21 protein-coding genes and 1 riboswitch are annotated in these 19,102 nt (G+C 64.2%); of the genes, 9 read left to right on the top strand and 12 right to left on the bottom strand.

Going from position 1 to position 19,102, the window contains the following annotated elements; translation table 11 throughout:
• From Y708_RS23010 to Y708_RS0105215, 4 genes are all read left to right on the top strand, one after another.
• Nucleotides 1-534, top strand: a 534-nt coding sequence (locus tag Y708_RS23010) for an exonuclease domain-containing protein (protein ID WP_035775354.1), incomplete at its 5' end; no start/stop codon positions are given.
• A gap of 208 nt (nt 535-742) precedes the next feature.
• Entirely contained in the window at nt 743-1,723 is a 981-nt protein-coding gene (locus Y708_RS0105225) for a methionine ABC transporter ATP-binding protein (RefSeq protein ID WP_028279114.1), read from the top strand.
• Complete coding sequence (locus Y708_RS0105220) at nt 1,720-2,463, top strand: methionine ABC transporter permease (RefSeq protein ID WP_028279113.1); 744 nt, start codon at nt 1,720-1,722, stop codon at nt 2,461-2,463. Before Y708_RS0105225 ends, Y708_RS0105220 begins: the two co-directional genes overlap by 4 nt.
• A 109-nt stretch (nt 2,464-2,572) precedes the next feature.
• Nucleotides 2,573-3,415 carry a MetQ/NlpA family ABC transporter substrate-binding protein gene (locus Y708_RS0105215; RefSeq protein WP_028279112.1) on the top strand — a complete coding sequence of 281 codons (843 nt, stop codon included), beginning with the start codon at nt 2,573-2,575 and terminating at the stop codon, nt 3,413-3,415.
• A gap of 116 nt (nt 3,416-3,531) precedes the next feature.
• Here Y708_RS0105215 and hemL read toward each other — a convergent pair whose 3' ends face one another.
• The 8 genes from hemL to hemE all read right to left on the bottom strand — a co-directional run bounded on the left by hemL (nt 3,532) and on the right by hemE (nt 12,143).
• Nucleotides 3,532-4,839, bottom strand: coding sequence for a glutamate-1-semialdehyde 2,1-aminomutase (gene hemL / locus Y708_RS0105210; protein ID WP_028279111.1), 1,308 nt, complete (start codon nt 4,837-4,839; stop codon nt 3,532-3,534).
• Nucleotides 4,840-5,823, bottom strand: a complete 984-nt coding sequence (gene hemB / locus Y708_RS0105205) for a porphobilinogen synthase (RefSeq protein WP_028279110.1) — start codon at nt 5,821-5,823, stop codon at nt 4,840-4,842.
• Complete coding sequence (locus Y708_RS0105200) at nt 5,820-6,698, bottom strand: uroporphyrinogen-III synthase (RefSeq protein ID WP_035775352.1); 879 nt, start codon at nt 6,696-6,698, stop codon at nt 5,820-5,822. Before Y708_RS0105200 ends, hemB begins: the two co-directional genes overlap by 4 nt.
• A complete protein-coding gene (gene hemC, locus Y708_RS0105195; protein WP_028279108.1) occupies nt 6,695-7,651 on the bottom strand; it encodes a hydroxymethylbilane synthase in 957 nt (318 codons plus the stop codon). The genes Y708_RS0105200 and hemC overlap by 4 nt, the downstream gene beginning before the upstream one ends.
• On the bottom strand, nt 7,648-8,808 hold the full coding sequence (locus tag Y708_RS0105190) for a ferrochelatase (protein WP_051478640.1): 1,161 nt from the start codon (nt 8,806-8,808) through the stop codon (nt 7,648-7,650). The genes hemC and Y708_RS0105190 overlap by 4 nt, the downstream gene beginning before the upstream one ends.
• A gap of 47 nt (nt 8,809-8,855) precedes the next feature.
• Nucleotides 8,856-9,578, bottom strand: a complete 723-nt coding sequence (gene hemQ, locus Y708_RS0105185; protein ID WP_028279106.1) for a hydrogen peroxide-dependent heme synthase — start codon at nt 9,576-9,578, stop codon at nt 8,856-8,858.
• 73 nt (nt 9,579-9,651) lie between these two features.
• Complete coding sequence (gene hemG / locus Y708_RS0105180) at nt 9,652-11,079, bottom strand: protoporphyrinogen oxidase (RefSeq protein ID WP_028279105.1); 1,428 nt, start codon at nt 11,077-11,079, stop codon at nt 9,652-9,654.
• A gap of 2 nt (nt 11,080-11,081) precedes the next feature.
• On the bottom strand, nt 11,082-12,143 hold the full coding sequence (gene hemE / locus Y708_RS0105175; protein WP_035775349.1) for a uroporphyrinogen decarboxylase: 1,062 nt from the start codon (nt 12,141-12,143) through the stop codon (nt 11,082-11,084).
• Between the two features lie 182 nt (nt 12,144-12,325).
• Between hemE and Y708_RS0105170 the strand changes: the two genes are divergently transcribed.
• Complete coding sequence (locus Y708_RS0105170; protein WP_028279103.1) at nt 12,326-13,648, top strand: glutamyl-tRNA reductase; 1,323 nt, start codon at nt 12,326-12,328, stop codon at nt 13,646-13,648.
• Nucleotides 13,649-13,658: 10 nt separating this feature from the next.
• On the opposite strand, the gene moeB is transcribed toward Y708_RS0105170, so the two are convergent.
• Nucleotides 13,659-14,831 (bottom strand): molybdopterin-synthase adenylyltransferase MoeB, encoded by a 1,173-nt coding sequence (moeB, locus tag Y708_RS0105165; protein ID WP_028279102.1) that lies wholly within the window; start codon nt 14,829-14,831, stop codon nt 13,659-13,661.
• 153 nt (nt 14,832-14,984) lie between these two features.
• Between moeB and Y708_RS23005 the strand changes: the two genes are divergently transcribed.
• The 3 genes from Y708_RS23005 to Y708_RS0105150 all read left to right on the top strand — a co-directional run bounded on the left by Y708_RS23005 (nt 14,985) and on the right by Y708_RS0105150 (nt 16,270).
• Nucleotides 14,985-15,620 carry a TetR/AcrR family transcriptional regulator gene (locus tag Y708_RS23005; RefSeq protein ID WP_035775346.1) on the top strand — a complete coding sequence of 212 codons (636 nt, stop codon included), beginning with the start codon at nt 14,985-14,987 and terminating at the stop codon, nt 15,618-15,620.
• A gap of 65 nt (nt 15,621-15,685) precedes the next feature.
• Entirely contained in the window at nt 15,686-15,910 is a 225-nt protein-coding gene (locus Y708_RS0105155) for a DUF3107 domain-containing protein (RefSeq protein ID WP_028279101.1), read from the top strand.
• A 57-nt stretch (nt 15,911-15,967) separates the two neighbouring features.
• Nucleotides 15,968-16,270, top strand: a complete 303-nt coding sequence (locus Y708_RS0105150) for a hypothetical protein (protein ID WP_028279100.1) — start codon at nt 15,968-15,970, stop codon at nt 16,268-16,270.
• A gap of 23 nt (nt 16,271-16,293) precedes the next feature.
• On the opposite strand, the gene Y708_RS0105145 is transcribed toward Y708_RS0105150, so the two are convergent.
• The 3 genes from Y708_RS0105145 to thiO all read right to left on the bottom strand — a co-directional run bounded on the left by Y708_RS0105145 (nt 16,294) and on the right by thiO (nt 18,442).
• Nucleotides 16,294-17,073 carry a thiazole synthase gene (locus tag Y708_RS0105145; protein WP_028279099.1) on the bottom strand — a complete coding sequence of 260 codons (780 nt, stop codon included), beginning with the start codon at nt 17,071-17,073 and terminating at the stop codon, nt 16,294-16,296.
• Between the two features lie 2 nt (nt 17,074-17,075).
• Nucleotides 17,076-17,309: a sulfur carrier protein ThiS gene (thiS, locus tag Y708_RS0105140; RefSeq protein WP_028279098.1), complete on the bottom strand. Its 234-nt coding sequence runs from the start codon at nt 17,307-17,309 to the stop codon at nt 17,076-17,078.
• The gene (gene thiO, locus Y708_RS0105135; protein WP_028279097.1) at nt 17,306-18,442 is read right to left on the bottom strand and encodes a glycine oxidase ThiO; all 1,137 of its coding nucleotides are present in this window, start codon (nt 18,440-18,442) and stop codon (nt 17,306-17,308) included. The genes thiS and thiO overlap by 4 nt, the downstream gene beginning before the upstream one ends.
• Nucleotides 18,439-18,566, bottom strand: a riboswitch (TPP riboswitch). It overlaps the preceding gene by 4 nt.
• Before the next feature lie 13 nt (nt 18,567-18,579).
• Between thiO and Y708_RS23000 the strand changes: the two genes are divergently transcribed.
• On the top strand, nt 18,580-19,102 hold a 523-nt coding region (locus Y708_RS23000; protein WP_035775344.1), incomplete at its 3' end, for a thiamine phosphate synthase.

The following is a 19,102-nucleotide window of genomic DNA, read 5'->3' as shown; positions in this document are numbered from 1 at the left end:
GTTCCCATTCCTGAGGAAGCCGCCGCGATCCATGGCATCAGCACCGCTGCAGCCCAGCGCAACGGCCTCCCGTCGGCACGGGTGACGGCTGAAGTCGCCGCCGTCATTGCCGGTCTTTTCCGGGAGGGCATTCCCGTTCTGGCGTTCAACGCGCGCTATGACTTTACGGTCCTCGCCACCGAGGGCACCCGCCACGGCGTTGCCGTTCCTATCCCGCGCCCCGTGCTTGACCCATTCATTATGGATAAGCAGGTCGACCGCTTTCGCCGGGGAAAACGCACTCTCACCGCCATGTGCGAGCACTACGGGGTCACGCTCAACAATGCCCACACATCGGCGGCGGACGTTCTTGCCACACTTCAGGTCGCAGCAGTTCTTGCGGCACGCTACCCATATCTGCAGCAGCCGGCCGGGCGCCTCCACGATTCCCAGATCAGCTGGGCAGCCCGCCAGGCCGCCAGCTTTCAGGACTATCTCCGCAAGACGGATCCGGCGGCCGTGGTTGAGGGGCGCTGGCCGGCCATCGCCTCATAGCGACGCACCGCAGGATCTTTGACGGCTGGGGCTGTATGCCCCGTTGAATTCGCCGCTGGTGATCCACAGCACTAAAGTTCAGTCACTTCTTTCATGCGTGCCACAATTACACCGGCGCCCGGCGGCTCTCGATGCCTGGCGCGCGCCCCATTCGGGAGCACGTCCGTCATCCGCGGACGGAAGCACCGCACCACAATCGTGAGGACCCATGATCACTGTTACGGACCTGCGCAAAACGTACCGGCAGGGCGAACGCACCATCACGGCCCTCGACGGCGTCAGCCTGTCAGTCCCCAAAGGTTCCATCCACGGAATCATTGGCCATTCCGGCGCGGGCAAGTCCACTCTGGTGCGCTGTCTCACCCTGCTGGACCGCCCCACGTCCGGATCGGTGATGATCGACGGGCGCGAGCTCACCTCGGTCAGGGATGCGGAGATCCGATTGGCACGCCGCCGGATCGGCATGGTCTTCCAGCACGCCAACCTGCTGGACTCGCGCACCGCCGCCCAGAATGTTGCCCATCCACTTGAACTGGTCAAGACGCCCAAGGCGGAGATCTCGGCCAGGGTGGCCCGGCTGCTTGACCTCGTGGGCCTTACCGGCTTCGGGGACGCTTATCCCTCCCAGCTCTCGGGCGGCCAGAAACAACGCGTTGGCATAGCGCGTGCGCTCGCCGCTGAACCGGATGTCCTGCTGTGTGACGAGCCAACGTCCGCGTTGGATCCGGCCACCACCGAAGACATCCTGGATCTCATCCACGAGCTGACCCGGACCCTTCAGCTGACCGTCCTCGTCATCACTCATGAGATGAACGTGGTGAAGCGAATCTGCGACTCGGTATCTCTCCTGGAGAACGGCAAGGTGGTTGAACACGGGCCGCTCATTGAGGTGGCTGCCACCCTCGACGGGAGCCTGGCCCGTGCGCTGATGCCTCTGCCCGGGTTCAAGCGGACATCTGCGCTGCCCGTCCTTGAGCTACTCCTCGCTGGCAACAGCGCGTCCGGGCCGGTGCTCTCCGGTCTCACCCGCCGGTTCAACGCTGAAGTCAATGTCCTTGCCGGAAGTGTGGAGCACCTTGCCGGCCGGCAGTTTGGACGCCTGCGCGTCGAACTGGATGCCGAGGCACCCCTGGCTGAGATCACTGAATTCCTCGAATCCGCGGGTGTCCAGGTGGAGGTGGCAGCATGAACTTCTTCGACGAACTGTTCACCAATCCCGGAATCACCGAGGCGCTGCCTGAAGAATTCCTGGCCACCATCCAGATGGTGGGAATCGCGGGCTTCTTCACTGTTCTCATCGGGTTGCCGCTCGGAGTGTTCCTCCACACAAGCGGCCCGGACGGCCTACGACCCATGAGGATCACCCACCGCATCGTCAGCGATGTAATCGTCAACATCACACGGTCCATTCCGTTTGCCATCCTGATGGTGTCGCTGATTCCGCTGGCGCGGTTCCTGACCGGCACATCCATCGGCCCGGTAGCGGCGTCCGTCTCCTTGAGTATCGGCACCATTCCATTCTTCGCCCGCCTGGTCGAGTCGAGTATCCGCGATGTGGGGTCCGGAAAGATCGACGCCGCCTTGGTGATGGGTTCCACCCGCTTCCAAGTCATCAGTAAAGTGCTCCTCCGGGAGGCGCTGCCCGGCCTCATCGCGGCGTTGACGACCACGCTGGTCACACTGGTGGGCTACTCGGCAATGGCTGGCATCATCGGCGGCGGCGGTCTTGGCCGGCTCGCCTACAACTACGGCCTACAGCGGTTCGACACCACAGTCATGGTGGCGATCATTGTGATCATCGTTGCGATCGTCCAGCTCATTCAGCTGGCGGGCGACTGGGCCGCGCAGCGTGTGGACCACCGGAATGCCGCCACGGCCGGAAGCGGCCGGCGTCACAAGTCCAAACCCGGCGACGTCGTCGGCGTCTGAGAACTGTCCCGCGCCCGGGTGCGCGGATCATGGCAGCCGGTAGCCGCCAGCTGTCACATCTCCGGCGCGGGCAATGCCTCCGCCGGACCTTATGAAAGGAACGCATTCAATGCGTAAGCTCATTTCCCTTGCGGCCACCGGAGTTGCCGCAGCCCTGGCGCTTTCCGCCTGCGGCGCCGCGGGATCCACACCCACGGTTGTAGAGTCGCTGGACCCGGCCAATCCTGCCACCATCACGGTAGGCGCGAGCCCTGTACCGCACGCCAGGATCCTCGAATTTGTGGACGAGTTCCTCACGGAGGGTAGCGGCATCGATCTCGAAATCGAGGAGTTCGACGACTACACCACTCCCAATATTGCGCTCAGTGACGGCACCCTCGACGCCAACTACTTCCAGCACCTGCCGTACTTCGAGAGCCAGGTTGAATCGCAGGGTTATGAATTCAGCCATGGCGGGGGCATCCACATTGAGCCATATGCAGCGTTCTCGGACAAGCACAACGACGTCGGAGCCGTGCCTGATGGCGGCCGGGTTGCCATCACCAACGACCCGTCCAACCAAGCCCGCGCACTCACCCTGCTGCAGGAGGCCGGCCTGCTTGAAAGCATCGAGGCAGACGCCTCGGTTCTGGCCCTCACCGATGAGCAGAATCCAAAGGGCCTCGAGTTTGTCGAAAACCAGCCCGAATTGCTGCTGAACGATCTTCAGGATCCCACCGTCGACATCGCCATCATCAATGGCAACTACATTCTCGACGCGGGTCTAAGTACAGCTGACGCGCTGGTTGTTGAGTCCTTGGAGGGCAACCCGTACGCCAACTTCCTTACGTGGAACACCTCCGCTGAAGGGGATGCCCGCATTGCGAAGCTCGATGAGCTGCTCCACTCCCCCGAGGTCACAGCGTTCATCGAGGAAACCTGGCCTAGCGGGGACGTTGCGCCGGCTTTCTAAGCCCGGCTACTGGGTCTCCACGCACGCCCCAGAGGGCGTTCGGTCGACCTCCGGTGGTCGACCAAGGCCGCTTGCGGCCGCGCGGAGACCCTGCCGACTGAGAGAGCATTCGTCACTCAGGTCACCGCTGCTCCCGCTGCCTGCGCGGCGGCAGGGAGCGCCGCGTGTAACCTCTCCATGGCGGCGTCGTCGTGTGCGGAGGAAAGGAACCAGGCCTCGAACACCGACGGCGGCAGATAGACACCCGAATCCAGCATCGAGTGGAAGAACGGAGCATAGCGGAACGACTCCTGCGCCTGGGCGTCAGCGTAGTTGTGCACGCCCCGTGCGGACGTGCCAAACGCAACGCTGAACAGGTTGCCCGCCCGCTGGATGGAGTGGTCGACGCCGGCACGGTCAAGTTCCGCGGTCAGGGCGGCTGACAGTTCCAGCGAACGTGCATCGATATCCCGGTAGACCTCGTCGGTGGCGTGGGTCAGTTGAGCTACCCCCGCTGCCATGGCCAAGGGATTTCCGGATAGCGTTCCGGCCTGGTATACCGGCCCGATCGGGGCGAGGAAATCCATGATGTCGGCGCGCCCGCCCAGCGCTGCCGCGGGCAGCCCGCCCCCAATGACTTTGCCAAACGTCAAGAGGTCCGGCTTCCAGCCCTCCGGCTGTCCGGTCAGCCCCCAATATCCACCCGACCCCACCCGAAAACCCGTCAGGACTTCATCGAGTATCAGCAGCGAACCGTGCGCTGACGTGATCCTGGACAGCGCAGCATTGAAGCCCTCGTCCGGGGTGACCACTCCCATGTTGGCCGGAGCTGCTTCGGTGATGACGGCGGCAATGGAGGAACCGTGCTCCGCAAAAGCCGCCTCAACGGCAGGGATGTTGTTATACGGCAGTACCAGTGTTTCGGCCGCTGTTGCGTCCGTGACACCTGCGGAACCGGGCAGTGCAAGCGTCGCGACCCCGGAGCCGGCTGCGGCCAGGAGCCCGTCCAGGTGCCCGTGATAGCAGCCTGCGAACTTGACGATCAGGTTGCGGCCGGTGAATCCCCGCGCCAGCCGGACTGCGGTCATCGTGGCTTCGGTCCCGGTGGAGACCATGCGGATCCGCTCGACCGCCGGCACCCTGTCCCTGACCAGTTGGGCAAGCTCCGCTTCGGCGGGCGTTGAAGCGCCAAAGGACAAGCCCCGGTCCGCGGCGGCATGAACGGCCTCAAGCACGGCCGGGTGCGCATGCCCCAGCAGCGCCGGCCCCCACGAACAAACCAGGTCCACGTATTCACGGCCATCGGCGTCGGTGACGTAGGGCCCCTGCGCCGAAACCAGGAAACGCGGGGTGCCGCCCACGGAGCCAAAGGCACGCACGGGCGAGTTAACGCCACCCGGCATCAGCGTCTGCGCCCGTTCGAAGAGATCCTCTGAAATGGTCATTTATGCAGTCTCCTTCAGCCATACGGCAAGCTCGGATGCCCAGTAGGTCAGAATCAGGTTCGCGCCGGCGCGTTTGATGCCCAGCACGGATTCCTCGATGGCGCGGCGCCGGTCTATCCAGCCGTTGGCGGCCGCCGCCTCGATCATCGAGTACTCCCCGGAGATCTGGTAGGCGGCAACGGGCACCGGTGACATCGCGGCAACATCGGCGAGAATGTCCAGGTAGCTCATGGCGGGCTTGACCATGACCATGTCGGCGCCCTCTTCCAGATCCAGCTCAACTTCAAGCAGGGCCTCGCGGCGGTTCGCGGCGTCCATTTGGTAGGTACGCCGGTCTCCGGTCAGCTGGGAGTCGACCGCTTCGCGGAACGGGCCGTAGAAGGCGGAAGCATATTTGGCCGCGTAGGCCAGTACGGCCGTCTCCTGATGGCCCGCTTGATCCAGCGCCTGCCGGATGACGGCCACCTGGCCATCCATCATGCCGGACGGTCCCAACACATGGGCACCCGCGCTTGCCTGCGTCACCGCCATCTCTGCGTACACCGCGAGCGTGGCGTCATTGTCCACGGTTCCATCGGCCGCAAGGACGCCGCAGTGGCCGTGGTCGGTGAACTCGTCGAGGCAGACATCGCTCATAATCACCAGGTCGTCGCCCGTTTCGGAGCGCACATCGGCGATTGCGCGGTTCAAGACGCCATCGGGGTCCAAGCCGGCGCTGCCGGTCGCGTCGCGGTGGGACGGAACACCGAACAACATGATGCCACCGACACCGCGCTGCACAGCTTCGGCGGCGGCACGCTTCAGAGACTCGGTTGAGTGCTGCACCACGCCAGGCATCGATGTGATTGGCGCGGGCTCAGAGAGCCCCTCCCTGATGAACGCCGGCAGGATCAGTTCAGCCGGGCTCACGCGGTACTCCGCGGTCAATCGCCGCAGCGCCGGTGTTGCGCGGAGCCGCCTGGGCCTGTGTTGGGGGAAGCTCATGAACGGGAAGTCCCTTTCCGTTGTTGATTGACGACGGCGGCTGCCACCGCATCCGCGATACCCACTGGCGTGGGTGAGACAGCAATGCCGTCCAGGTGAATCCCCAGAATCTCGACGGCTGCGGCAGTCCGCGCGCCGATGGCCACGATGACGGGGGCTGCAACCCCGGTCAGCGCCAGTGCCGCAAAACGGTGGGCAATGCTTGGTGACGACACCACCACCGCGTCAATAATTCCTGCCTCGAGGCCCGTACGGAGCCCTGCGGGGTCAAGGACTACAGCCAAGGGGCTCGCCGGATCCCGGTCAGGGGCCAGGGAAGCAGTCAGCCGGCGTTCCGGCACCGCTGGATAGTCCACTGTCCGATAGGCCACTACCGCATCCACTTCCCAGCCCTTGGCCAAAAGCCCCCGCTCCAGTGAATCATCAGCGATGTCAGCCTGGGGCAGCAGAATCCGGCCGGTTCCAATGGGCAGTTCCGCGAGCAGTCCAGCGGCGGATTGGTCGTGATGACGAACCAGTGAAACGAGGAGCCCTTCACCTTCCAACGCCTCCAGCGTCCTGGTCCCCACGGCAGCAATCTTGAGCGATCCCACCAGCGCCGGGAGGTCGGAACGCAGCGTGTCCGCCCGCTGCTTAAGTGCCCTGACCGTCGTGACACTGGTGACTACTAGCCAGTCATAGCCTTCCAGCTGGCCCAGCGCAGCATCAAGGCGTCCGGTGTCGTGGGGCCCCTCGAAGTCAATCAACGGCACCAAGTGCACATCGGCGCCACGCCTGGTGAGTTCCTGAGCCATGCCGCCGGCCCGTTCAGCGCTTCGCAGCAGCACCACCCTGAGGCCTTGAAGTTCGGCCGGACCGTGGGACTTCACGATCATCGGGAAGGCGAAAGCTCGGCAATGTCAGCGGCCCCGGCATCCAGCAGGTCCTCGGCCAGCAGCTCTCCGAGTGCGGCTGCTCCGGTGGTGGAGAGGTCCGTCGTCGAGCCTGCGCGTCGGATGAGCCGGTCGCCACTAATACTGCACACTGCGGCTTCGAGTCCCAGTGCTCCGTCCTCCAACCGTGCCAAGGCACCGATCGGAGCGCTGCAGCCGGCCTCCAGCCTGCGAAGCACCGCCCGCTCGGCGGTAACAGCCAGCCGGGTGGCTGAGTGATCGTAGGATTCCAGCGCTGCAGCAAATTCCGAGGATGACGCATCATCCGCCCTGCACTCCACTGCGAGCGCTCCCTGCCCGGGTGCCGGCAGCATGACCGAAGGATCAAGGTACTCGGTAATAGTGTCCTGCCGGCTCAGTCGGGTGAGTCCTGCGGCAGCGAGTACGACGGCGTCAAGGTCACCTGGTGCGCCCTCCACCAGCCCCGCAACCCGGCCAAGCCGGGTGTCCACGTTCCCGCGGATATCCACGACATCAAAATCCGGCCGGGCAGCGCGTAACTGGGCGGCGCGGCGCGGTGAACCTGTTCCCACCCGTGCTCCGTCAGGCAGGGTGGACAGGGTCAGTCCATTACGTGCGCACAGCGCGTCCCGCGGGTCGAACCGTTCAGGGATTGCTCCAATTACCAGGTCCGCGGCGTCGCCGGTTGGCAGGTCCTTCAGCGAATGCACCGCAAGATCGCAGCTTGAAGCCAGAAGCGCTTCCCGCAGGGCGGCAACAAAAACGCCGGTGCCGCCAATCTGCGAGAGCGAGCCCTTCAGCACGTCGCCCTCGGTGCGTACCCGGACAAGTTCAAAATCGAAACCTCCCATCGCGGACAGGCTTTCCGCGACGGTTGTGGTCTGGGTTAGGGCTAGCGCACTGCCTCTGGTCCCAACCCTGACACGCCCGCTCATTCCGGCTTCAGCCCTGAGACCCCCACCGTGGAATCAAGGGCAGCAACGGTGGGTTTCTCGCCGCGCCGGTTGGCGCAGCAGTTGGGACGGCAGACGTCATACCAGGGTCCAAGCTCCGTTAATGCCGGGCGCTCGGAGATGATGTTCTCCGTTGTCCGTTCTAAAACAAGGTCAATCAGACCGGATACAAACGTGGCATGGGTTCCAGGGGTGGGTACGCGTGCAACCGCCAGTCCCAGTTCCGCGCAGGTTTCCTTTGCTTCGGTGTCCAGATCCCAGACCACTTCCATGTGATCGCTGACAAACCCCAGGGGAACGATCACCACGCCCTTCCCTCCGCCGGCGGCGAGGTCCTTCAGCGCGTCGTTGATATCGGGTTCCAGCCACGGAACATGGGGCGCGCCGGACCTGGACTGGTAGACCAGCGACCAGCCGGCGTCGGCTGCCGCAGGTACCCGGTCGAGGATCGCCTGGGCAGTGGCGAGATGCTGGGCTACGTAGGCTCCGTCCTCGTAGGCGGGCGGTGAGTCCGCGGCGTCGCCTGACCGCGGTCCTGCAGCCTCCGCATCCCCCATCGGGATGGAGTGGGTTGCGAACATAACGTGCACAGCGGCATCGTGCTCGCCCCGCGCAGCGAGGGCGGAACGGACAGAAGCCAAGCCGGCACTCAAGCCCTCGACAAATGGCTCGACGAATCCCGGGTGGTCAAAGTATTGCCGGACCTTATCCACTTCCAGGCGCCCGTCGAGCCCGGTCTCCACCAGCGCCATGCCCAGGTCTTCGCGGTATTGGCGGCAGCTGGAGTAGCAGGAATACGCACTCGTGGTGACGGCCAGGATGCGGCGGTGGCCGGCGTCGTACGCGTCTTTGAGCGTGTCGGCAATAAACGGCGCCCAGTTGCGGTTGCCCCACAACACGGGCAGGTCCACGCCGCGCCGCTTCAGCTCGGCTTCCATCGCTGCTTTGAGCTCGCGGTTCTGCTGGTTGATGGGGCTGATGCCACCAAATGCACGGTAGTGGTGGGATACCTCTTCCAACCGTTCGTCGGGGATGCCTCTGCCGCGGGTCACGTTGCGGAGGAAGGGGATAACGTCTTCCTGGCCCTCGGGTCCGCCGAAGGACGCCAAGACAATTGCGTCATAGTCCTTGGGCGCCATCCTGCCCGTGTCGTCGACGCCGGCCAGGGGATCAAATGCCTGAGCAGTCACCGCAGCACCTCCGCTATCTCGCCGGCGTCGATACGCCGGCCCGTGTAGAAGGGAATCTCATCCCGGACATGCCTGCGGGCTTCTGTCTCCCGCAGGTAGCGCATCAGATCCACCAGGTCAGTCAGCTCCGGGGCCTCAAGCGCCAGGATCCACTCCCAGTCGCCCAGGGCAAAGGAGGACACCGTGTTGGACAGCACCTGAGGGTACTCGCGGCCCTTCATGCCATGATCGTAGAGCATCTCGCGGCGCTCTTCACTGGGAAGGATGTACCAGTCGTAGGACCGCACAAACGGGTAGACACATACCCACGTGCTTGGTGGGAGGCCGCGGGAAAAAGCCGGGCTGTGGCTCTTGGAGAATTCGGCGTCCCGGTGTACGCCCATGGCGGACCAGGCAATCTCCGTTGCCGCGAAGGAGTCCGTCCGGCGGAGGGTCCGCACAGCCGCCTGCAGCGCTTCCGCCCGGGAGCCGTGCAGCCACACCATGACGTCGGCGTCCTGCCGCATGGCCGACACATCGTAAAATCCGCGCACGGTTACGCCGGCGGTATTCAATTCTTCCAGCGCTGTGTCCAGGGAATTCAGGGGGTCCACCCCAGCGACCCCGGCGCCCGATCGTTTGAATACGGTCCAGAGGGTGAAGAACTGCTCTGCTGCCGCATCGCTGCCGGCTGTTTCGGGGGTATTTTGCCCGGTGTCTTGCCCTGCATGCTCAGTCATGTACCTAGTCTGCCCCCTGCCGCAAAGCAAGTCGAAATCATGGACCTTCTACAGCCCGTAGAAGTTATGAATCTCACACCAGGCGATCCGCAAGCGCTGCTCCGCGCCGTCGTGCGTCGTCGATGACGGACACGAGTCCGGTGCCCGCCAGCCAGGCGCCGGTCACTTCGAGGCTCTGCTCGCCGGTCGCAGCCCTGATCCGCGCCACCCGGTCCCGGTGCCCTACGGATGCGTGCGGCAGAGCGTTCCGCCACCGCACAACATCCCAATCCACCACGTCGGAGTCGCTGACCGGCGTGCCGAGCAGTACCGATACGTCCGTCAGGGCAAGCCGGTGCAGTTCCTCATCCGTCCATCCACCTGCTTCTCCCGCACGGCCATAGGAAAGGCGGAGCACATGGCTGCCCGGGCCCGCCTGGTCGGCAAGCCAGTCCCACTTTGCGGTGGCGTGCGTGAGTGCCTTGGCCGTGACGCCTTGCGCTCCCGCCGCAACCAGGACCCCGGTACCGCGGGGATGGGCATCCAGTTCCGGTAGATCCACCACGAGGGTCACCAGCGCAACGCCCGGCACAACCGCCGGACGCTCATCAGCGAGTGCCGGCAGCGTTCTGCCAAGGAGGTCGACGGCGGCTGGACCGTCCGTGGCCACGACCAATCCGCGGGCGTGGAGGTGACGCGACGCCGTGGTGATGTCCCAGCCGGTGGCGATCCCCCGCGCCAGGGTCAGTACCGTCTCACCGGCCGCCAGTTCAGCTCCGCCTTCACGGAGCGACGCAACCAGGGCGGTGGTGAGCTGTCCCATGCCACCGCTGAGTCCTCCCACTGTTGAGCCTGCGGGCGCCGCGTTTCGCAAAGCACCAACGGCAGCACCAAGGGAACCGTGCTGCTTCATCGCTGCACGCAACCCGGGTGCCACTGAATCCACATCGAGGTCGTCGGGATCCGCAGAAAACACCCCCGACACAACGGGAGCCACAAGTCGCGTCAGCACGTCAACACCCATTCGGTGGCGCACCACCTCACCCAAGCTGAGGTTTTTTTGTTTCACCAGGCCTCCCAGCGGCAGTACCCGGTCCAGCGACGCTCTCACCGCTCCTGCCCGGCCAATCGCCTTGACGATGTCCGGATCACGCACATCGGCGGGAATTCCGAGAATGCCCGTGGCGGGCAGTGGCAACGCCTGGTGGAGCGGGTCCGTCCCGGGCAGCTGAATCCATGCCCCCACAGGGTTCGGTGCAACGATCAGTTCCCCCAGTCCCAGTTCACGCGCCAGGCCAGGAACGGTGTCCGACCGGGTGGAGAAAGACTCCGCTCCGGCGTCGAGTGTGAACCCCGCCAGCTCGTGGGTAGTGACGCACCCGCCAAAAGCGTCGCTGCGTTCAAGCAGGAGAACGCGAAGTCCGCGGTTCATCAGCTCGCGGGCGGCGCACAGTCCGGCGATTCCGCCACCGATGACGACGACGGCGGGATCGGACTCTGCGCGCTGCGTCCGGTGCGGCATGGCTAGGGGGCCACCGAGTGGACCAGCTCAACCACACGGGTGAGGACGGCGGGATCAGTTTCCGGCGGCACGCCGTGGCCAAGGTTCACCACATGTCCAGGCGCACCGGCTGCCGCACTCAGCACACTGCGGACATGTTCCTCGAGGACGTTCCAGGGTGCTGACAGCAGTGCCGGATCGATGTTGCCCTGCAAAGGGACCGTGCCTCCAAGGCGGCGGTTGGCCTCATCCAACGGCAGCCGGTAGTCGACACCCACCACATCGACGCCGACGTCGTGCATGGCGACGAGGATCTCCGAGGTGCCGGTTCCGAAATGAATCAGCGGCGCACCCAGTCCGCGTACATGATCCAGGGCCCGCCGGGAAGCCGGCGCCACATGATTGACGTAATCCGCAAGTCCCAGCGACCCCGCCCATGAGTCGAAGAGTTGCGCCGCACTGGCACCGGCCTCCAATTGAGCGCGCAGAAATTTTCCGGAGGCATCCGCCGCCCAGGCGGTCAAGGCGCCCCAGGCATCAGGATCCGCATGCATCATGGTTCGTGGTCCCAAGTGGTCCCGGGACGGTTTCCCCTCCACCATGTACGCGGCCAGGGTAAAGGGCGCACCGGCAAACCCAATGAGCGGCGTCGAACCCAGTTCGGCGACGGTCTTGCCGACAGCTTCACGGATTGGGTTTAATGCCTCATCAGTCAGTTCTGGCAGGGCGGCAACATCCGCGGCCGTCCGAACCGGCGATCCGAGCACCGGGCCCACCCCGGGAACAATATCTACGTCAACCCCCGCGAGTTTCAGCGGAATGACGATGTCCGAGAAGAAGATGGCGGCATCGACGTCGTGCCGCCGGACCGGTTGCAGTGTGATTTCCGAAGCCATGCCCGGGTCCAGGCATGCGTCAAGCATGGCTGTCCCCTCCCGCAGCTTCCGGTACTCAGGCAGGGACCGTCCGGCCTGACGCATGAACCACACGGGACGGCGGTCCGGCCTGCGCCCCTGATAGGCCGCGATCAACGGGGAATCGGACGTACGGCCATCCACCAGGGGATGAGATGCGCTGAAGGTCATACATTTGATTGTGCCGAAGTTCCGGGCCAATGGATAACCCGGCGCCGGCCCGCGTGGTGAAACTCACCCTCACCGCTGGCGGCGTCACCTTGGAGAAACCCTGTGAATACAGGGATTTACGGCCCTAACCAAGGCTTGCCTATTAGCCCTCAAGCCGTGCCTTTCGCTATGCTGAGGGGGCTGTGAATCTACTATCTTTGGTTGCGACCCATTCCGATGTTGATCTGGAAACCGTTGGCCGACTCAGCGTCGGAGCGTCCCAGGTCCCTGCAGACGCGCTTGAGGACGGCCCCGCCCTCCGGGGCGCGGTGGTACTGGCAACCTGCAACCGGTTCGAAATCTACGCCGAAGCCGCAACCCTCGACGATCTCGAAGCTGCACGGTCTTCAATCATCGCCGCAATCAGCGCCCGCTCTGGGCTTCCAAAGAATTCCGTGTCGGCATCGTTCGCGACCCTGACGGGGTCCGAAGTTCCCCGCCATCTGTTCACAGTCGGTGCAGGACTTGACTCCGCCGTCGTGGGTGAGCGCGAAATTGCCGGTCAGGTGCGCCGGGCACTCGTCGAGTCGCAAGGCGCAGGCACCGCAAGCGGCGGGCTCGTCAGGCTGTTTCAAGCGGCCTCCCGCACAGCCCGGGATGTTGGTGGGCAGACCGCATTGGGCAGCCGCGGGCGGTCCATCGTCTCGGTGGCCCTTGATCTGGCAGCCGACCTGTCCGAGGCCCCCGGCCTCGGTTCCAAGAAAGTTGTCGTCTTCGGCACCGGCGCCTATGCGGGCGCCACGACGGCGCTCCTGAGGGAACGCGGATGCACTGACATCGCGGTCTACTCGCCCTCGGGCCGCGCCGAGAGCTTCGTCGCCACCCGCGGCGGAAGAGCGCTCACCGCAGAAACTCTGCCTGCGGCCCTGGCCGAGGCAGACCTGGTGGTGGGCTGCAGCGGCAGCGACACCCGCATCCAGACCTCCGAACTGGAACAGATCCGGTCCGGCACGGACAGGACCCTGGTGGTTGTGGATCTCGCCCTCAACCACGATTTTGATCCAGGGGTTTCCGCACTGGACAAAGTTGAGCTGATCACCCTTGAGTCCGTCCGGTTGGCGGCGCCCGAGGAGCAGGCTGACTCCCTGCGGCAGGCCACCGAGATCGTGTCCCAGGCAGCGCTCGGCTTTGAGGAGCAACGCGGACAACGTTCCGTAGATGCCGCGATCGTGGCTCTCAGAAAGCACACCCAACAGGCACTCGAAACAGAGATGAAGCGAGTGCGCTCCCAGCACGGCTGCACCGCGGCTGCCGAAGAAGTTGAATTCGCTCTTCGCCGCATGGTCAGGCAGTTGCTGCACGTTCCTACTGTGCGCGCCCGGGAACTCGCTGCCGAAGGACGGCAGGAGGAGTACACGTCCGCGCTGGAAGCGCTGTACGGGATCACCGTTGAAGCGGCAGAACCGGAATCCCACTCTGCCGGCGATGGCCCGCAGGACGGGCATCAGGCAGCGGAAACAGCCTGAGAAATCCTGTTCAGTAAACGGGTTTGTCGGGTTCCACCTGACGTACCCATTCGATGATTCCACCCTCCACGTTGTAGGCGTGCCGATGTCCGTTCGCCCGCAGGAAACGCACCACATCCGCGGAGCGTCCGCCCACCTTGCAATGCACGTAGGTCTCCCGGTTTAGATCCAGCGTCTGTTCACCAGTGAGGATCTGGTTCTTGGGAACCAGTCGTGACCCTCTGATGCTGACTATCTGGTGCTCCCCGGTTTCCCGTACGTCAATGAGATCAAAATCCCGGACTCCGGATTCCCGCTGTCGCAGCAGCTCCTCGAGTTCCGTGGCGGTGACCGAAGGAAGATTGACATTATCCACCGGGACAATGCCGCAGAACGCCTCATAGTCGGTCAGTTCCGTCACCGGTTGAGCTGACGGATCCCGGCGAACTTTGATTTCGCGCCAGGTCATCTCCAGCGCATTGAAGATCAACACCCTTCCCAGCAGTGTGTCCCCTATGCCGGTGATCAGCTTGACGGCTTCGTTGACCATCACCGAGCCGATCTGTGCGCACAGGACACCGAGCACCCCGCCTTCGGCACAGGAAGGAACAGCGCCGGGAGGTGGAGCCTCCGGATAGAGATCCCGATAGCTTGGCCCGTGTTTCGTCCAGAAGACGCTTACCTGTCCATCGAAGCGAAGGATCGAGCCCCAAACATAAGGCTTTCCCAGTATCTCGGCGGCATCGCTGACCAGATACCTCGTGGCGAAGTTGTCGGTGCCGTCCACAATGAGGTCATAGCCCGCGAAAATCTCCAGGGCATTCGTGTTGTCGAGCCTGAGCTCGTGCCGCTCTACCCGGACCAGCGGATTCAGGCGTGCAATGCTTTCCTCTGCAGACGCAGCCTTCGACTGACCTACGTTGGCCACTCCGTGCAGAACCTGCCGCTGCAGGTTGGACAGGTCCACCACGTCGTCATCGACGATCCCAAGCGTTCCAACCCCTGCGGCGGCAAGGTACAGCAAGGCGGGTGATCCGAGACCACCGGCCCCAATCACCAGCACCTTGGCGTTCTTCAACCGTTTCTGCGCATCCAGTCCAAACTCGGGAATGATGAGGTGGCGTGAATACCGCTCGGTTTCCTCCCGTGTCAGATTGGGGTGGGGGGCAACCAGCGGCTCCAATGTAGTATCCATTGCACTCATGATCCAATGTAGGCCCAGGCACCGGCCGGAGCGCAACACAGTGAACCACTGCCTGGCTGTCCCCGGTGTTACCCGCAGGTAAACTGTAGGGGTCCAGGCCAGCTGTTGGCAGGGACGTCCGGACATGAATCACCAACCAAAGGCCCTTAGAACGTGACCTCAGAGGCAGCGACCGGTGGCAAGGCCACTCGGCTCCCCCGCGACGAGCGGAGGAAGCAGCTCCTCCTCGCAGCGCATGAGGTCTTTGTCACCAACGGCTATCACGGCGCCGCGATGGATGAGATCGCTGAGGTAGCCCAGGTCAGCAAGCCGGTGCTCTACCAACATTTTCCGGGGAAACGCGAGCTTTATCTGGCGCTGCTCGAGAGCCATCTGGCCTCGCTGACAGAACTGCTGGTTGAGGCACTCGGATCCACCACGGACAACAAACTGCGGGTGCACGCCACCATGCGGGCGTACTTCCAATTCATTGCGCAGGATAGTCAGGCCCACCGGATTGTGTTTGAGTCCGATCTAAACAATGACCCAGATGTCAGCCGCCGCCTCGAAGAATTCAACGCCCGTTTCGCTGACGCAATTGCCGGTGTGATTGCCGGGGACACCAAGTTGAACCACCTGGAGGCCACGCTGCTGGGACGGGCTATGGCGGGGATGGCGCAGGTCAGCGCACGGTATTGGTTGGAAACAGACGGCAGTCTCGACATCGATGCGGCAAGCGAGCTGATCTACCGTTTAGCTTGGCGCGGAATCAGCCGGTTCCCAAAGGACATCCGGGACAATCTGAGCTAGATTTCGAGACAGGTCCCGCACCAACAATTTTCACTACCCAAAACACTACGCAGGAGGCTTACGCCGTGGAGATCAAGATCGGTATTCAGAACGTCAACCGGGAGATTGTCCTGGACTCGGACCAAAGCGCGGACGAGGTGGCCGACATTGTGGCCAAAGCGATGAACGGTGGAGCTGAGCTAAGGCTCGCCGACAGTAAGGGCCGCAACGTCATTGTTCCTGCGAACGTGCTCGGCTATGTAGAAATCGGCGCCGAAGAATCCCGCCGCGTAGGATTCGGCGCACCCTAACAGATTCGCCGGTTGGAAGAAGCGTCGTTGGGGCAGTGAGATGAGAGGAGCCTGGGCATGGTTTCGTTGATCGTCATCACGGGGGTGTCCATCACCCTGGGATTCTCTGTGTGGTTCGTGGACAGGCGACACCAGCGCTACGGCATCCTCCTGCTGCCGGCCATCAGTCTGGGTTCCGCATTGGTGCTGTGGATAATCCTCCAATTTGCCGGGCTGGGCTATAACCCGGATCTGTTCTGGCTGAGCTGGCTGCTGCCTCTGGTGGTCTCGGCTGCCGTCACTGTTGGCTCCGCCTGGTGGCTGGGGCGCCATCGCGAGCAGCTTGATCGTGAGGCCATGATCAACGCGCTGAAGCGCTGACAGGCCGCCCGGCGGGCACCAGCTCAGAGGTCCGCCCGGCCCGCAGACTGCGATGATGCCAGTGCATGCTCGCGCTTCGGAATCCTCCCGGCACTTGCCGCAAGCCTGCCCGCCCTGACAGCTAGTTTGAAGGCTTCCGCCATCCGGACCGGATCCTGTGCCCTGGTCACGGCTGTGGCAAGCAGTACCGCGTCACAACCCAGTTCCATCGCCAGCGCGGCATCCGATGCCGTGCCGATCCCGGCATCGAGGACCACCGGAACTGTCGCCCTGGCGACAATCAGCCCGATGTTGTGTGGGTTGAGGATGCCCAGCCCGGTGCCGATCGGTGCGCCAAGCGGCATCACAGCAGCGGCGCCGAGCTGCTCCAGCCGCAGGGCAAGCACTGGATCGTCGTTGGTGTAGGCGAAGACGGTGAAGCCGCGGGCAACCAGCGCCTCCGTCGCGTCCACCAGCTCGACGGCGTCCGGCAGCAGTGTCTGCTCATCGGCGATAACCTCGAGCTTCACCCAGTTGGTTTCGAGGGCTTCACGGCCCAGTTCCGCCGTCATGACCGCTTCGCGCGCGGTGAAGCACCCGGCAGTGTTGGGCAGTACCCTCATGCCGTGGGTCTCCAGCAGATCAAACAGGGAGCCTCCGGTCTGGGGGCTGTACCGCCTCAAGGCCACAGTGGTCAGCTCCGTGCCGGACGCGCGGAGCGCTTCACCGAGCCCCTCGAGACTTGGCGCTCCGCCGGTGCCCATAATCAGCCGGGAACCGAGACTCACCCCGTCGATGAGAAGTGGATCGGCTGTTCCTGCCATGTCTAACCTCCCTGTACAGCAGTGACAAGTTCGACGGCGTCGCCATCAACCAGCGGTCGGCTTGCCCATTCGGCGCGGGGCACAACCTCCGAGTTGTGCGCCACTGCCACCCCAAGACGCTGGCCATCGGCGGGATGGCCTGTGGGCAGAAGCGTTCGCCCGGTCACTTCCGCCACCAGGTCCAGCAGTTGGCCGGCTCCGGTGTGCGAGGAACGTCCGTTCAGCGTAATGTTCATGATGATCCTTTCCCAAACCGGTCCGGCCGGTAGGCGTTGTGCTCTGGTGCGGCGGGCTTGCCATCCAGCAGGTCGGCACAGATCCGGGCGGCGACCGGCGTCAGAAGCACACCGTGCCGGAAGAAGCCTGTTGCCACCACCAGGCCTTCAACGCCGGAGACTCTGCCCAGCAGCGGGGCATTGTCCGGGGTGCCCGGACGCGCCCGGCACATGCTCTCCACGAGATCCAGTTCCACGACGGCTGGAACCAACTGCTGCGCATCGCGCAATAGCTGGTACACGCCGCCGGCGGAGACAGCGCGCCGACCGTCCTCCCGTTGGGTGGCGCCGATGACCACCGTGCCGTCTGTCCGCGGAACGAGATAGACGGGGTTGCCGCGGACAAGTCCCCTTACCGTTGTGGTCAGGAACGGTCTGAGGTGGGCCGGGACTCGCAGTCGTAAAATGTCGCCGTACACGGGACGCACAGGCAATGCCACCGGCAGACTGGCCAAAGCCGGGGCGCCCAGTCCATTGGCAACCACTGTCTCGTCCGCACTGACCGAGCTGCCGTCGTCGAGCGCTACGCCGGTCACCCGTCCACCTTCGACAATCAGCCCGCTGGCCGTGCCCTCCAGCAGGCGGGCATTGCCGGCCAGCGCGCTGAACAGTGCCGAGGCGAGCTGACGCGGGTCCACCTGATGGTCGCCGGGAACCAGGAAGGCGCCGGTGGCGGCAGGACCGATCAAGGGCTCCCGGCGGCGTGCCTCGCGGATGGTCAGCTCGTCCACCGTCAACCCGTGGGACACCTGTGCGGCCCGAAGGTCTGCGAGGACCAGCCTGTCCGCGGGGTCCAAGCCCAGAACAAGTGTTCCCTCGCTGCGGTAGCCCGTTTCGACTCCGGTGTTGGCGAGCTCGTCGATAAATGCCGGATACAGTAACGCGGATTCACGGGTGAGTTCAAGGAAGCGCTCTTCGCGGTACTGAAGTTCACTCACCGGCGCAAGCATTCCGGCTGCTGCCCGGGTGGCGCCGGATGCCGGAGACGGATCGATCAGCGTCACCCGGTGACCGCGCCTCACGGCCTCCCAGGCGACACCCAGCCCAATAATTCCGGCGCCAATCACGGCGACGTCACGGCACGGCTTAGTCAAAACGGCTTGTCCTTCCCTACGCCGGCATGATCCGGATCAGGTTCGTTGCAATCACAACGCGGTCGGCGCGCCAGCGCCCTCTCAGCCGTTTGTCATACAACGCGCGGCTCCCGCAGTACCCCTTTAGTGTAGGTGCTATGCCTCTTTCTTCAGCCCAGCTGTACCTGTGCACCGACGCGCGGCCCGGTCAACGGGATTTCCACGACTTCATCGACGCCGCCTATTCGGGCGGCGTGGACATCATTCAGCTGCGTGAGAAGACCATCGAGGCTGCGGAGGAGCTCGAACTCCTCTCCACGCTCCGCGCCGTCGCCGAGTCGCACGGAAAGTTGTGGTCGGTCAATGACCGGGCGGACGTCGCCGCGTTGAGCGGCGCACCGGTGCTCCATCTGGGGCAAAGGGACCTGCCTGCGGCGGCAGCCCGGAAACTAATGGACGACGGCGCCATGCTGGGTCTCTCGACCCACTCCCCGGAGCAGGCGGCGGCCGCAGCCCGCTCGGAGCTCATCGACTATTTCTGTGCGGGCCCGGTCTGGGCCACCCCCACCAAACCCGGGCGCGCCGCCGTCGGGCTTGATCTGCTGCGGGCCGCGGCTCGCTTGGACAGGGAGACCCTCGAAGGAGGGCGGCAGCCCAAGCCATGGTTCGCCATCGGCGGGG

This window comes from Arthrobacter sp. H5 (genome assembly GCF_000520595.1).
Lineage (GTDB): Bacteria > Actinomycetota > Actinomycetes > Actinomycetales > Micrococcaceae > Arthrobacter_D.
Note: the sequence above shows the minus strand (reverse complement) of the source record. Positions and strands in the feature narration are given on the sequence as shown.

Excerpts from the sequence above, each read along its gene's own strand:
- Y708_RS0105225 (WP_028279114.1), top strand. The coding sequence starts at position 743 with ATGATCACTGTTACGGACCTGCGCAAAACGTACCGGCAGGGCGAACGC.
- Y708_RS0105220 (WP_028279113.1), top strand. The coding sequence starts at position 1,720 with ATGAACTTCTTCGACGAACTGTTCACCAATCCCGGAATCACCGAGGCG.
- Y708_RS0105215 (WP_028279112.1), top strand. The coding sequence starts at position 2,573 with ATGCGTAAGCTCATTTCCCTTGCGGCCACCGGAGTTGCCGCAGCCCTG.
- hemL (WP_028279111.1), bottom strand. The coding sequence starts at position 4,839 with ATGACCATTTCAGAGGATCTCTTCGAACGGGCGCAGACGCTGATGCCG.
- hemB (WP_028279110.1), bottom strand. The coding sequence starts at position 5,823 with ATGAGCTTCCCCCAACACAGGCCCAGGCGGCTCCGCGCAACACCGGCG.
- Y708_RS0105200 (WP_035775352.1), bottom strand. The coding sequence starts at position 6,698 with ATGATCGTGAAGTCCCACGGTCCGGCCGAACTTCAAGGCCTCAGGGTG.
- hemC (WP_028279108.1), bottom strand. The coding sequence starts at position 7,651 with ATGAGCGGGCGTGTCAGGGTTGGGACCAGAGGCAGTGCGCTAGCCCTA.
- Y708_RS0105190 (WP_051478640.1), bottom strand. The coding sequence starts at position 8,808 with ATGGCGCCCAAGGACTATGACGCAATTGTCTTGGCGTCCTTCGGCGGA.
- hemQ (WP_028279106.1), bottom strand. The coding sequence starts at position 9,578 with ATGACTGAGCATGCAGGGCAAGACACCGGGCAAAATACCCCCGAAACA.
- hemG (WP_028279105.1), bottom strand. The coding sequence starts at position 11,079 with ATGCCGCACCGGACGCAGCGCGCAGAGTCCGATCCCGCCGTCGTCGTC.
- hemE (WP_035775349.1), bottom strand. The coding sequence starts at position 12,143 with ATGACCTTCAGCGCATCTCATCCCCTGGTGGATGGCCGTACGTCCGAT.
- moeB (WP_028279102.1), bottom strand. The coding sequence starts at position 14,831 with ATGAGTGCAATGGATACTACATTGGAGCCGCTGGTTGCCCCCCACCCC.
- Y708_RS0105150 (WP_028279100.1), top strand. The coding sequence starts at position 15,968 with ATGGTTTCGTTGATCGTCATCACGGGGGTGTCCATCACCCTGGGATTC.
- Y708_RS0105145 (WP_028279099.1), bottom strand. The coding sequence starts at position 17,073 with ATGGCAGGAACAGCCGATCCACTTCTCATCGACGGGGTGAGTCTCGGT.
- thiS (WP_028279098.1), bottom strand. The coding sequence starts at position 17,309 with ATGAACATTACGCTGAACGGACGTTCCTCGCACACCGGAGCCGGCCAA.